10 protein-coding genes are annotated in these 12,126 nt (G+C 60.7%); 3 read left to right on the forward strand and 7 right to left on the reverse strand.

Annotation, left to right across the window (positions count from 1 at the left end; all coding sequences use genetic code 11):
* Positions 1-276 precede the first annotated feature (276 nt).
* Genes tssI through EOA33_RS10145 form a run of 3 tightly spaced genes read left to right on the forward strand, consistent with a single transcriptional unit; the run spans position 277 to position 3,382 of the window.
* A complete protein-coding gene (gene tssI, locus EOA33_RS10135; RefSeq protein WP_127405557.1) occupies positions 277-2,604 on the forward strand; it encodes a type VI secretion system tip protein TssI/VgrG in 2,328 nt (775 codons plus the stop codon).
* 8 nt (positions 2,605-2,612) lie between these two features.
* Positions 2,613-3,038, forward strand: coding sequence for a DUF6484 domain-containing protein (locus tag EOA33_RS10140; protein WP_127405558.1), 426 nt, complete (start codon positions 2,613-2,615; stop codon positions 3,036-3,038).
* A complete protein-coding gene (locus EOA33_RS10145) occupies positions 3,038-3,382 on the forward strand; it encodes a hypothetical protein (RefSeq protein ID WP_127405559.1) in 345 nt (114 codons plus the stop codon). Before EOA33_RS10140 ends, EOA33_RS10145 begins: the two co-directional genes overlap by 1 nt.
* 1 nt (position 3,383) lies before the next feature.
* Here EOA33_RS10145 and EOA33_RS10150 read toward each other — a convergent pair whose 3' ends face one another.
* From EOA33_RS10150 to tssL, 7 genes are all read right to left on the reverse strand, one after another.
* Positions 3,384-4,250, reverse strand: coding sequence for a hypothetical protein (locus EOA33_RS10150; RefSeq protein WP_127405560.1), 867 nt, complete (start codon positions 4,248-4,250; stop codon positions 3,384-3,386).
* 14 nt (positions 4,251-4,264) lie between these two features.
* Complete coding sequence (locus EOA33_RS10155) at positions 4,265-5,290, reverse strand: DUF4150 domain-containing protein (protein WP_127405561.1); 1,026 nt, start codon at positions 5,288-5,290, stop codon at positions 4,265-4,267.
* A complete protein-coding gene (locus tag EOA33_RS10160) occupies positions 5,291-6,313 on the reverse strand; it encodes a beta-ketoacyl synthase N-terminal-like domain-containing protein (RefSeq protein WP_127405562.1) in 1,023 nt (340 codons plus the stop codon).
* Entirely contained in the window at positions 6,310-7,416 is a 1,107-nt protein-coding gene (locus EOA33_RS10165; RefSeq protein ID WP_127405563.1) for a DUF2169 domain-containing protein, read from the reverse strand. The genes EOA33_RS10160 and EOA33_RS10165 overlap by 4 nt, the downstream gene beginning before the upstream one ends.
* Positions 7,416-7,943 carry a type VI secretion system-associated protein TagF gene (tagF, locus tag EOA33_RS10170; protein ID WP_127405564.1) on the reverse strand — a complete coding sequence of 176 codons (528 nt, stop codon included), beginning with the start codon at positions 7,941-7,943 and terminating at the stop codon, positions 7,416-7,418. The genes EOA33_RS10165 and tagF overlap by 1 nt, the downstream gene beginning before the upstream one ends.
* Positions 7,940-11,476, reverse strand: a complete 3,537-nt coding sequence (gene tssM, locus EOA33_RS10175) for a type VI secretion system membrane subunit TssM (protein ID WP_127405565.1) — start codon at positions 11,474-11,476, stop codon at positions 7,940-7,942. The genes tagF and tssM overlap by 4 nt, the downstream gene beginning before the upstream one ends.
* Position 11,477: 1 nt before the next feature.
* Positions 11,478-12,126, reverse strand: a 649-nt coding sequence (gene tssL / locus EOA33_RS10180) for a type VI secretion system protein TssL, long form (protein WP_127405566.1), incomplete at its 5' end; no start/stop codon positions are given.

The following is a 12,126-nucleotide window of genomic DNA, read 5'->3' on the forward strand; positions in this document are numbered from 1 at the left end:
TCTGCAGACTGATGAACATATGAAAGTGCCGCCGACCGCTGATCGATACTTCGCCATTCTAGCAGCTTGCGAGGACAACACGACAGCAGCCTCTCACAACCGCCTCCGGAGCAAGGTTTGCCCGCCCTTGGTTCCTTTTGGTTGGCAGGAAAACATATGGTAGGCTGAACGAAGCCTGGTGTGGCAATCCGGGAAGTCCCCGAACGTGATGCGGTTAACATAGGGGGAACTTCAAATCCGTCACACTGGCGGCCGCGTCCTGGAGGGGCACGACCCATGCCGAACGAACGTGCCACGGTTGTGCAGACGCCGTTAGGCGCCGAGCTGTTGACCTTCACCCATCTTGTCGGGCGCGATGAGATCAGCCGCTGCTTCGCCCATACGGTGGGGTTTGTCAGCACCAACCACAATGTCGATCCGCTGAAGATGCTGGGCGGCGCCGTTTCGGTCGAAGGCGAATCCGATCCGAAGCGCTGGTTCAGCGGCCTGGTGTCGGAGTTCCGGTTAACCCGCATCGAGGACCGGCTGGCCTACTATGAAGCGGTCATCAGGCCATGGCTCTGGTTTCTCGGCAACACCACCGATTGCCGCATCTTCCAGAACATGACCGCCGTCGAAATCGTCGAGAAGATCTTCTCAAAATACGGTACGGCGAAATTCGAGAAGCGGCTGCAAGGGTCCTATCCCTCGCGCGAGTACTGTGTGCAGTACGACGAGAGCGACCTTGATTTCGTGCAGCGACTGATGGAGCACGAAGGCATCTTCTATTTCTTCGAATACGACGAGGGCAAGCACACGCTCATTCTGTGCGATGCGATGAGCAAGCTGAAGGCGGCTCCGGGCTACGATAAGGTGCTTTACAATTTCGAGGGACAGGGCTCGCGGAGGGATGTCGAATACATCACCGAATGGGTCCCGGGCAGCGAGGTGCGGCCCGGCGCCTATGCGCACACAGACTATGATTTCGAGAAGCCTGGCGCCGACCTCATGGCCAAGTCCGCCCAGCCGTTCAGCCACAAGGAGGCCTCGGGCGAGAACTACCGGCATCGCGGAGCGCATCTGGATGTGGGGCGGGGCGACAGTCTTGCCGGGATCCGGCGCGAAGAACTCCAGGCCTTGCACCAGCGCAGCGCGGCTGCCGGAACCGTGCGCGGCCTCCATTCCGGTTGCACGTTCAATCTGGAGAGTTTTCCGCGCGACGACCAGAACCAGGAATATCTGGTGATCAGCGCCGAATACAGGTTGTTCGATCCAGGCTACAGAACCCAGAGCGAGATCCACGCCGAGAACTTCAAGATCGTGCTCGGCGTCGCGCCCACTTCCTTGCATTACCGTCCGCCGCGGATCACGCCGCGGCCGATCATGCGCGGCCCGCAGACAGCGACGGTGGTCGGCCCTTCGGGCGAGGAGATATTCACCGACAAATATGCAAGGGTGAAGGTGCAGTTCCACTGGGACCGCCTGGGCAAGAAGAACGAAAACAGCTCGTGTTTCGTGCGAGTCTCGCAGACCTGGGCCGGCAGCGGCTGGGGCTTCATCCAGATCCCGCGCATCGGCCAGGAGGTCATCGTCGATTTTCTCGACGGCGACCCGGACCTGCCGATCATCACCGGCCGGGTCTACAACGCCTCGCAGATGCCGCCCTATGGGCTGCCGGGCAATGCGACGCAATCAGGCTGGAAATCGAACTCGTCCAAGGGCGGCGGCGGCTACAACGAGTTGATGTTCGAGGACAAGGCCGGTTCCGAGCTGGTCAATTTCCAGGCGCAGAAGGATCACAACCTTCTGATCAAGCACGATCGCACGAAGCTGGTCCAGCACGACCAGTCCGATCGCATTGACCACGACGCCAAGCACTCCGTCGGCCACAACCTCGACGAGGACGTCGGCAACAACAAGACGGTCAAGGTCGGCGTCGACCAGACTACGAACATCGGCAGCAACGACACCGAGACGGTGGGCAAGGACCGATCGCTGACGGTGATGGCGAATGAGACGATCCACGTCGTTTCGAACTCGACGGAGAATATCGACGCCAACCATTCGCAGACGGTGGGCATCGTGCAGACGATCACGGTTGGCGCGGCGCGTGTCGATACGGTGGGGGCCGCGGAGACGCGAAGCGTCGGCGCGGTGCAGACGAACACGATCGGCGCGTCGCGCAGCATGACCGTGGGGGCAGGGCAGAGCCATGACATCGGTGCAAGCGACAGCTGGAAAATAGCGGCGGCGCAAAGCGTCCAGATCGGCGCCGGCCAGACAATCAAGATCGCGAAGGATCAGGGGACGGATATCGGGGCTGGGCGCTCCGCCAAGATTGCCAAGGATGACACGACGGAAATTGGTGGTGCGCATTCGGTCAAGGTAGCCAAGAGCAGCCTCTTGGAAATCGGCGAGGACGGGGCGATCAAGGTCAGCAAGGATTTGATTATCGACGCCGGCGATTCCATCATTATCAAGACCGGGTCGGCCGCGATTGCCATGAAGAAGGATGGCACAATCACGATTGAAGGGAAAAACATCACCATCAAAGGTTCCGGCAAGATCAACGTCAAGGCATCCAGTGATATCACGATGAAAGGATCCAAGATCAATGAGAACTGAGGTGGGCGATGTCTGAGGTGCTGGGCCGTATCGACGGCGTCGTGATAGGTCTTTTTCTAGGTTATGGCGAGGACGCGCCGCTTGTGGTGTTTCCGGGCAATCCTGAGGAAGTTGCGTTGTCGGCGCGCAGCCTGACTGAACTGTCGTCAGACATGATCGGTTCGGAAGTGGCGCTGCTGTTCGAAAATGGCGATCCGCTCAAGCCGTTGATCGTCGGACGCATCGTCGATCCGACGAAGAAGCAAGCCGACAATGACGTAGTTCGCGATGGCGAGACGGTAAAGATCAGCGCCAGCGAACGGTTAGAACTCAGATGCGGAAGGTCGGTCATCATCATGGAAAAGGACGGCCACCTGACAATTCGGGGCACACATCTGGTAAGCCACGCCAGCGCCGCCAACCGCATCCGGGGCGGGTCGGTGAATCTGAATTGATGCCGAAACCACCGGTCCTCGAAAACATCGTACGTCAGCACGCGGAAATGGCTGCCTTTCTTTGGACGATCTACGACTGGCACCTGCTCAATCCCGATGAAAACCCGGACATGGATGCCGAGCGTCTCGTTCGTCTGATTGAACGCTTGGAGGCGCATCTCGACGGGCTACGCGTCGCGGGTGAGGTGGGCAAGAGAATCGCGGACGAGCGCTACCGTGAGTTTCCTGAGGCGGGCGAACTGTTTGTGGTTAGGATGCTGACAACCTCTGCAGTCGTCAAAATCTCAGACCTCGATATCGCGAAGGTTAGATCTTACATCCGATCAATTATTGGAGTGTCTTAAACTATCTGAACTCGGTGCCAAGCCATTGGTTTCCGTCAAATCTACAGATTTGGTTGAATCCTGTGGATACAAGATATTCGTCGTCGGAGTACAGGTAGTAGCTATATACATTTTCTTTAAAACTAACGACATTTAGTTCGTCTATGACGTCCAATCCTAGATGCCCGGCGCCGACGAACATCCGCCCTTTATATTCCGCTATTGCTCGATAGTTGCGGTCGTCGGGCGGCGAGAAAACCCGTAATTCTGCGCCATCGAGCAGGGCACATAGACCGTTTGATCCAACCATCCAGACTCGATCGGCGGCTTGTGCAATTATCCGAAATATGTCAGCACCTATTGACAGGTCAATTTTGTTCCATTGACCGGAGTTGAGCCGGTATAGACCGCCGCCGTCACCGCATGCGAACACGCTGCCATCCGGCGCCTCCGAAACGAGATACACATGCGCCCCATTCGGGATCGGGTATTCCGACAGCGTCGTCCCGTTGAAGTGCGCGACGTATCCACGTAGACCGACTATCCAAACACCGCGTGCGGATGCGCATAGTTTTGTAATATCCGCGTCTACGCTAAGCGCCACTTGCGGGTTCGCGTGAGGCCCATATCGCAAAGTTTTTCCAGAATGTGCCACATATACGTGTTGATTGTCCGTTTGTAGCATAGAGTATATCCAGCCACGAAATTCGAAAACCAATTCGGGTCCGCCTTGAGTGAAATCATCGCAATTTTTTATCTCACTCAGATGTATGTCTCTATCCTCGTTCGATTGTATTACCAAGCATGATAGTCCTTCAGAGTTATACGTAAAGGCTTCCGCTACCTCTATTGAAAATCCATCTTTTGTAACGTACTTTTCTCTGGCCATTTCAGAATTCTCCGCTACATAGAAGTTACTGGCGCCGTTGTCGTCGGAGCCGGATAATCGCCTTCGCCCGGCACTCGAAGCTTAGTCTTTTTTATTTCTTCCTTCGTTTGCTTTGGATCGGAACACCTTTCGAGATTGTCGTATATTACGGCTTCAAGGCACTCCATTATTTCATCTTGTTTCTTCTTTGGCTTTGTATTCTTGATTTGATTGTGATTTTCGCGTACCGACTTGAGTTCTGCATCGATAGCTTCCTTTGCCGTGGGCTGGCGGTAGCGGCCGGTAGGCTTGCCTTTGGCGTCCTTGATTGCGAGAGATTCTTTGAATGCCTCCTGGTCTCTCGTTTTCTTGCCGTGTTCGGTCGAGTTGTCTGAGCTGGGACCGTCCATGCAGAGGCAAGGCGCCGTGCTGGCGCTATAGCCGTTGCTGCCGTTGAAGCCAGGAATACTTTGGGCTCTGGAGCCCCGTTGGTTTTGCATCAGGGCATTGCCGAGCATATGCTCTGATTCTTTGCCGGTTTTAGAGTGATCGCAGGCTTTCTTTTTGTCGGAATGTTTGTGGAGATTGAGATCAGCCAGCACCGATTCACAGTCTATGCCCGGAACGTTCAGCTGAGCCAGATGCGGCCATGGGGGCGCGTTGCCAATCGGCGATGCGTGATTGTTCGTAGCAAGATCCGTCATCCGAATGACGGGTTCGCCGTCAAATTTCACGTCATTGGACCAGGAATTGAAATACTCCTTGCCCGTGTTCTTCGACGTAACGACGCCTTTCTTTGCTGCGGCCCCTGCTTCGGTGCCACTGGTTTTCGACAAGTATGATTTGTTTTTGATATTTACGGTTTTCCCACCGATCTTTACCGTACTGGTACCCTTGTCGGTATCGCTTGCCATGCCGAAACTGGGATAGGGTACTGGCACGCCGGGAGGCGTGGCTGGGTTCTCGGGAGGTGTGAAGCAGACGTCCGGGAAATCGGCGATCGTCTTCGCGTCTACCGCTTTGCCAGATATCTCCAGGCCGTTGGCAAAGACGTTTGACATCTACGAAGCCCTCGCGAGAAGAACCGCAGCGCCGCATGCTCCCGCGTCGTTAGACGCCTCGATCAGTACCGGGTTGCCGGCAGCATAGCCCTTGCGAGCTGCTTCAAAAGCCATTCCGAGCATGAGCGGAACGACGGCGGCACCGACATTGCCGAGCGACTCCGCTGGGGACCAGATGTCCTGAAATTCATGGCGTCCACGCAAGAGGCGCAAGCTCGCCAAGGCATTCTGCTTGAACCAATATTGTTCGCCGACAAGGTCGGCGATACGGTAGCCAAGGAGCCTCATCTCAATGCCTGCTTCATTGAGCGCGGCGCGATAAGCCTCTGTCATACCGTCGCCCCGCAGCGCCCGGTCGTCCCGGTTGTAGATCTCAGCTCGTTCCCTTGCGAGGCCGATGCCGGATACTCGGAACCCGCCCGTCTTTGGCTTCGTGCACACGACAGCAGCTGCAGCCTCACCCGGCAAGAAACCATTCGGATTGTCGACCGTCAGCAAGCGCTCCCGATCCAGATAGTGCGCAATCGTCCCGGATGTCAGGTAACTGTCGACCCCAGCAACGACGACTGAGGACGCCTGGCCCGAACTGAGCAGCTTTCTAGCATGCTCGAGCGCCGCGTGGCCGGCAGGGCGACCATGCGCGATAATCCGGGAGCCGTCATGCGGTTCGATCTGGACAATCTCGCCAATTTTTCGAAGCAAGGCGGATCCCTCGCCATACGGTCGTCCTGCGCGATCGTCTTCAGCGAGGCAAAGGAGCACCGGCATCCGATGGCTTTGTCGAGGCGCTGAGTTGATTGCCTCGCTGATGGCACCAGCCGCCATGTGAGCCAACCGCTTGGCGCCGATCCAGTTTCGGGGAAGGGTTACTGGCGCCCCAATTAGGGCGGTAGCCTTCGCGCCAATAAACTGCGTTTCCTGAAACCCATCCAACCTTGCCCGCATTGCCGCGCAACTTGACGGTGCGTCGAGGCCGACTGCCGTCACCATCCCAATCGATTCGATATCCAGGCTGGCACTCATGCAGGTTCGTCCTCCTCAAAGCGAAGTGGGACCTTGAAGCGACGGATGTAGCGTTTGCCCATCGCACGGGCGAGTAACATGGCTTTTGTGGGTGTTCCGACCCAGCATTCAGAAAAATCCAGTATGGTGCGCTGAATGCGTTGCGACACCCTCCAAACAAGCGAGAAGCGCCGGTTTTCCGGATCAAACAAAATTGTGTCGGGTTGGATGTTGCCTTCGAATGCTTTCTCGCGCCTCTTGAACAGGGCTATCGGCAGTGCCGTTATTGGCAGGCGGAAACTTACGCGTCCTTCCGGCGTAAGATTGATGAGTTGCACCTCCTCGCCACCTCTCGGCAGGTCTATCTGCTGGTCGGGTGGCGCCATCTGGTAATAGCGCTCGTCGAAATCCTGCGGCAGGAAAGGAAAGACATTGTCGATCCAGTTCTGATCGTAAGTGCCGCCATACTCGATGCGGCCGGGCCAGCCGCGGCCCATCGGCCCGAAACTCATTGGCTTGTAGTCGCCGAAGGGCGAGCGGATTTCCTCACCGACGGCCTGTGTGTTGGGCAGCCGCAAACCAGGGATGAGGCGCTGGTTCCTGGTGCGCGACCAGCCGGTGCCGACAGGGTTGTATTTGTAGCTGGCGGGCAGCGTATCTTCGGGATCCAGCCTGTCGACCCCGCCCCAGGCGACATCGTAGGAGATGGGCAGTTTCAGGAAGGGCTGCGGCGACGTGGCGGTAAACACCGGGCCGATGGCACGCCATTCGCGGTGACCGACAACCTCGAACAGTTTCGACCAATTGCCGACCTTGATGCCGACCGGCACGCGCTCGGCCGGTCGACCGCCCGGCGCATAGGCGCAGCCATTGGCAACCACATCGCAGCGCGGCTTGCGGAAGGCGAAGTCCGTCTCCCACAGGGTCGCCGAAAAGCCGGGCACCCCGGTCTGGGTATCAGCCATGACCAACGGAACCTGCTCTGCCGATTTTTGCACCGGTCCGCCAGGCTTCGTTGGGAAATCGAACGTGCCTTTGACCACCACGACAATCCACTCATGGCCGGCCTTATCCATGCCCATGGTGAACTCGTGCGGATAGCCCATCTGGTTCCAGATCTGCATCAGCTGGTCTCCCAGGTGGCGGCGAGGATCTGTTCCAGCGTCGGTTGCGGCGACTGCGGATCGATGTCGAAAAAATCCGAATAGTTCGTCCACATCACCAGTTCACCAACGACCTCATCGCCGGGCTCGACGGGCGGCACCGGCAGCACCGTCAGGGCTGCATCCAGGTCGTCGGGCGTCAACCCGCCCTGCTGCGCGGCAATGGCCGTCTCCTCGATGCCGGCAAACCAGGCTTCCGCATGCGCCAACTGGAAGGAGACCTCGGAAAGCTGCGCGACGATGCTCAAGGGGAATTGCCTGCCGACCCTGTCGGCGCTTTGCACGACAATGCCTGCCGACGCGCCGAAGCAGGACGGGCCGGCCAGGAAGTGCAGTGCGGTGGCTCGCGGCCAAGACTCCAGGCCAATCAGCGGAACAAGATGCTGCGCCAGCCAGCGATCCCAGACGCGCACAAAATCTCCCGTCAGCCGCCGCGACACGAAATCGCCGGTGGCGGGAATTTTGCCGTAGAAGCCCGGCAGGATCATATCTGCGGCGGGCATGTGAACTTCTTGAACATTACGAGGTTGTAGGGGTTCTCGACGCTTGCTGCCTTGAGCTCGAAATCGGCGTACATGCCCTTGGTGCCCAGGCGCAGGCTGTAGACATCCGACAGCGAGGTGCCGGTGAAGCGGCCGGCGCGCAGCATCCTCAGCCATGCCCAGCTGCCGGTCTCGTTGAGCATGATCTCGGGCGAGCCGTCGACCGGCTGGAAGGCGAGCGAGATCACGCCGGTGCCGTCCTTGCCGGGCCACGTCATCGGTTGCGGTCGCGTCGCATTGTTGAAGTAGACGAGGTTCTGGCCATCGAGATTGAGCGTCACGCGCGTGACGTTGGGCGACAGGTCCTTGGGCTCCAGCGTGAAGCTCATCACCGGGCCCGTCCCGCCGGGAAAGAGATCGTCGCGGATATGCCTGGCCTGTTCGAACGCCGCCAGCGCCGCAGGATCGAGGCCGAAATCGGCGCGCCATTTCCATGGCTGGCTGGCGGTGTCGACGTAGCTGATCAGATGGTCGTTGATGAAGGCGTCGATCAGGCCGGACGGCCCGAACAGGCGGGCGAAGTCGCGGACATTGACGTCGACCGCGCTCTCGGGACTGAACGGATAGCGGTCGTTGAGCGCCGCCTGGCAGAACGGCAGGATGTCGGCGCGCCAGATGGCGTTGAGCTCGTTGGTGACAGCCTTCTGCGTCAGGCCGCTAGTATCGCCAGCGATGCCGCCGAGCCAGTCGTCGATTGGGTCGGGCAGGATTTGCGCCTGCCTGGCGACAGCGCCTGTGAGTTCGGCGAGGCCGCCCTGCTTCTTGATGGCATCCTGGGGATCGGGGTTGGCGGTGACCGTCTGCAGCACATTGGAAAGCGCCGTCAGGGCCACTACAGCCGCGTCGAGCGCCGGCGGCTGGCCATCGACTTCGGCGATCGCGCCCTTGAGCCGCTTGAAGTGTTCGGCCACTAGGCTGCCGGTGAGGTCCACCTCGTCGGCGGAGCCCGCGCGCGGCAGCAGCTTTGCCCCGGTCTTGACGACCTTGCCTAGCTTGCCAAGCTTGCCGAGCAGTTTCGAGCCGCCCTTCGCGGCCGCCTTGTCGTCAGCCGGCGCCTCGTCGGACCGGGTCAGGTCCGTCTCCTGAACCACCGCCGTCAGCAGGCGCTTCAATGCGGAATCGGCGCTTGAAAGGTCCTTGAGGTTCTCGCTGGCGACGTTGAGGTCGCTCAACGGGGCGAGCCGCATGTCGCGCAGGAAGCTGTCCCATTGCGCGATATAGTCGTCATAGTAGAGCTTCAGTATGTCTTCCGACAAAGCCGAGACCGAGGTTTCGGAATTCTCCGAGCAGCCGCCGGCGAACACCGCCCGATCCAGCGCCGCCTGGGCGGCAACGTCCTCGACCCGGTCGAGAATGGCATCGTGGAAGCCGGCATAGCTGAAGGCGCCCGGAACGCCGACGCGCAACGTCTTGTCGGAGCGCCGGGCAAACACCTTGGCGCCGTTGGGGCCGGCGAAATTGGCCGGGATCCATTCCTTCACCGCGGCCACTTCCGGATCGGCCAGCAACTGCTTGTAGGCGCGCGCCGGCAGCGAGATCGTGCACACCGTTTTCAGCGCCTCGGCGACCAGTTCCTTGTCCGGAGCGACGTAGTTGTCATCGACCGCCATACGCCGGATCGCGGCCAGTTGATGCTCTTCGGCGTCCGGGCTCGGGAAGGGCGGCGCCGGCGCGAATTCCGGCAGGCTGTTCACCCACCAGTTCTGCGCGAAGTCGGTGTCCATCTGCGACAAGCCGGTCATCATACGGTAGGTCTTCAGCGCCCCCAGCATGAAGTCAGGGTCGCGGATCTGCCGCCACATGGTCGCCTCGAGCAGCGCGACCATATGCGGCTCGAGCACGTTGCGCAGCGCGTGGTCGTAGGTATCGGCCTGCGCGCGCATCAGCTCCGCCGAGGCCGAGGGTCCGAGCAGGTCATGCGGCGCGTCCGGCGGCGCGGTGCGGGCATTCGTGACCTGGTCCATCGCGGCCAATGCGCCGTCGATGGCCGGCTGCTCCACCGATGCCGGGGCGGCGGTGACGGCGGTCAGTGGCTCCTGAAGCGCCTCGAATTGACCAGCCTGCGCGATGATTGCATTGCGGTTGTCGAAATAGGACCAGGTAAACAGTCCGGCGGCCAGCAAGGCTGCGACCGCACACGCGGTGGCCGCGCCACGCCAGATCCAGGCGCGGCGACGTTGCGCCAGCGGGTCGAACGTGCCGAGGCCAGCTTCCTTGAAAATCACCTCGGTAAGCAGGTTCTTCAGGAAGAAGCTGCGCTTTTCGACGCGTGGCGCCGGCATGGCGCGGCGCGGAGGCAGCCCGAAGGAAGAGGAAAGGGCTGCCGTCAGCCGGTCGATCGGCGCGCCTTCCTGGGTCGCCGACGTCAGATAGAGGCCACGCAGCCAGGCAGCCTCTTCATAGCGGCTTTCGCCGAACATCGCCTCGATCAGCAGCTGGATCGGCTCGGAAAGGCTTGCGAGTTGGGCGGGGAAGCGGAAGATCTCGGCGCGCGCGGCGAGTTTGTCCTCATCCTCAAGGCGCGGCACAAGGCGTCGCTCGAGTTCGGTCGCCAGCGTGGTGATTTCGCGCTCGACGGTCTTGGCGTCGACGCGCGCATCGAGCGGGAAGGTCGTCCCCCACACCTGTTCGCGCGATGCCGTCGACAGGCCGCCGAAGAAGGCCTCGAAACCCTTGATCAGATCGGCCTTGGTCAGCATCAGATAGACCGGAAGGCGGATTTCGAGCCGGTCGTTGAGCTCGGCCAGCCGGCGGCGGATCTTGCGGCCGTGCGCCTTGATGGCCTCGTCGCCCTCCGAAAGCGTATCGATAGAAAGCGCGACGATCACGCCGTTCAGCGCCCGACGGCCCCGATGCTTCTTCAAGAGGTCGAGGAAGCCCAACCATTCCGCCGCGTCGACGTCAGGCTGGCTTTCCTGCTGGACATAGCGGCCGGCGGTGTCGATCAGCACCGCGTTCTCGGAGAAGAACCAGTCGCAGTTGCGGGTGCCGCCAACACCCTGCAGGTCGTCGGTGAGATCGATGGGGAAATTCAGCCCGGACTGCCGCAAGGCGGTGGTCTTGCCGGTGGCCGGCGGCCCGACAATCACGTACCAGGGCATCTCGCGCAGGAACTTGCGCCCGCCGAGCTTGCGGCGCTTCAGCTCGGCCATCACCTCGCCGAATTTTGCGCCGACGGCGGCGACGTTCTCCTCGCCGGGGGTAAGCTGTTTCTCCGCCGCCGGCGCCGCGATCTCGGCAACGAACATGCGGTTGGCGCGGATCGCGCGGCGCTGGGCGACGATGAGCCAGATCAGCCACAGGATGATCAGCCCAGCGATCATGGCGATGCGCACATTGTCGGAGTCGAACGGCGAATAGGGGCCAACCTGGACGATCGGGCCGAAAATCCAGATGACCAGCGAAAGCAGCGCGATGCCGATCAGCGTCCAAAGGAAGCGCGAGGTGAGCACGGCCCAGAGGAAGCGAAGGATGAACATCTCAGAGCCTCTTCTCGACCAGGACCTCTACGCGCCGGTTGAGCGCCCGGCCCTCGCGTGTCGAGTTGTCGGCCACCGGATCGGTCTCCGCGCGCCCTTCGGAATGGATGCGCTCCTGCGGCACGCCGGCCCGCACGAGGAGGTCGGCTATGGTCTCGGCCCGCGCTTCCGAGAGCCGCTGGTTGCTCGAAAGCGGGTTGGACCTTTGCAGGCGCACGTTGTCGGTGTGGCCGACGACGGTGATGTTTCCGATGAGTTCCTGGTTGGCGAGGATGACCTTGGCGATGGATTCGACCAGTGGCTCATAGCCTTGGGTCAGCGTTGGCCGTGACGACTGGAAGAGTTCGGGGTTGGAGGACTGGATGACCAGCTTGGCGAGCGACACGCTCTCGGTGCCGCTGAGCGCCCCCCTGAGGTCGTCCGGCGCTTCGGCCTTGAATTCCGGCAGCAGCGCGAAGTCGACCGGCTCCGGCGCAGGCGGTTCCGGCGCGTCGACCTTTGGCGCGGCGCGCGCGATGTCGGCGCGCTGAGGCGGCGGCAGCGCGCGGACGAGCGCCGAGAGTTCCACCGCCTGGCTGCTCAGTCCCATCGAGAGGCCGATATGGACCACGGTGGCGATCACCGCCGCGGCAAGCGCCATCACCCAGATC

Source organism: Mesorhizobium sp. M4A.F.Ca.ET.050.02.1.1, assembly GCF_003997725.1.
Classification (GTDB): Bacteria; Pseudomonadota; Alphaproteobacteria; order Rhizobiales; family Rhizobiaceae; genus Mesorhizobium.

Coding starts and splice junctions, on each gene's coding strand:
- EOA33_RS10140 (WP_127405558.1), top strand. CDS start 2,613: ATGTCTGAGGTGCTGGGCCGTATCGACGGCGTCGTGATAGGTCTTTTT.
- EOA33_RS10145 (WP_127405559.1), top strand. CDS start 3,038: ATGCCGAAACCACCGGTCCTCGAAAACATCGTACGTCAGCACGCGGAA.
- EOA33_RS10160 (WP_127405562.1), bottom strand. CDS start 6,313: ATGAGTGCCAGCCTGGATATCGAATCGATTGGGATGGTGACGGCAGTC.
- tssI (WP_127405557.1), top strand. CDS start 277: ATGCCGAACGAACGTGCCACGGTTGTGCAGACGCCGTTAGGCGCCGAG.
- EOA33_RS10165 (WP_127405563.1), bottom strand. CDS start 7,416: ATGCAGATCTGGAACCAGATGGGCTATCCGCACGAGTTCACCATGGGC.
- tssM (WP_127405565.1), bottom strand. CDS start 11,476: ATGTTCATCCTTCGCTTCCTCTGGGCCGTGCTCACCTCGCGCTTCCTT.
- tagF (WP_127405564.1), bottom strand. CDS start 7,943: ATGATCCTGCCGGGCTTCTACGGCAAAATTCCCGCCACCGGCGATTTC.
- EOA33_RS10155 (WP_127405561.1), bottom strand. CDS start 5,290: ATGTCAAACGTCTTTGCCAACGGCCTGGAGATATCTGGCAAAGCGGTA.
- EOA33_RS10150 (WP_127405560.1), bottom strand. CDS start 4,250: ATGGCCAGAGAAAAGTACGTTACAAAAGATGGATTTTCAATAGAGGTA.